The sequence below is a fragment of the Streptomyces sp. AC550_RSS872 genome (assembly GCF_019049285.1).
Lineage (GTDB): Bacteria > Actinomycetota > Actinomycetes > Streptomycetales > Streptomycetaceae > Streptomyces.
This window is the reverse complement of sequence record NZ_JAGMUL010000110.1, coordinates 1-298: the sequence shown is the minus strand read 5'-3', so window position 1 is coordinate 298 and position 298 is coordinate 1. Positions and strand designations below refer to the sequence as shown.

The following is a 298-nucleotide window of genomic DNA, read 5'->3' as shown; positions in this document are numbered from 1 at the left end:
CTGGCGCAACCTGCGCGACGGTGTCGAGTCGATCGTCGCTCTGACCGACGAGGAACTCACCGCGGCGGGAGTACCACCGGAAACCTTCAACCGGCCCGACTTCGTCAAGGCCGGACCACGCTTCCAGGACGCCGGCCTCTTCGACGCCGAGTTCTTCGGATACACCGCCCGCGAAGCCCAGCTCATGGACCCCCAGCACCGCCTCTTCCTGGAGACCGCCTGGCAGGCACTGGAGAACGCCGGCTACGACTCCGCACAGTACGACGGCACCATCGGCGTCTACGCCGGCGCCGGAACG

1 protein-coding gene is annotated in these 298 nt (G+C 67.8%); it reads left to right on the top strand.

The window, feature by feature from the left end:
- Positions 1–298 (top strand): beta-ketoacyl synthase N-terminal-like domain-containing protein (locus tag KUM44_RS31980; RefSeq protein WP_302186086.1); only part of this gene is annotated, 298 nt, incomplete at both ends.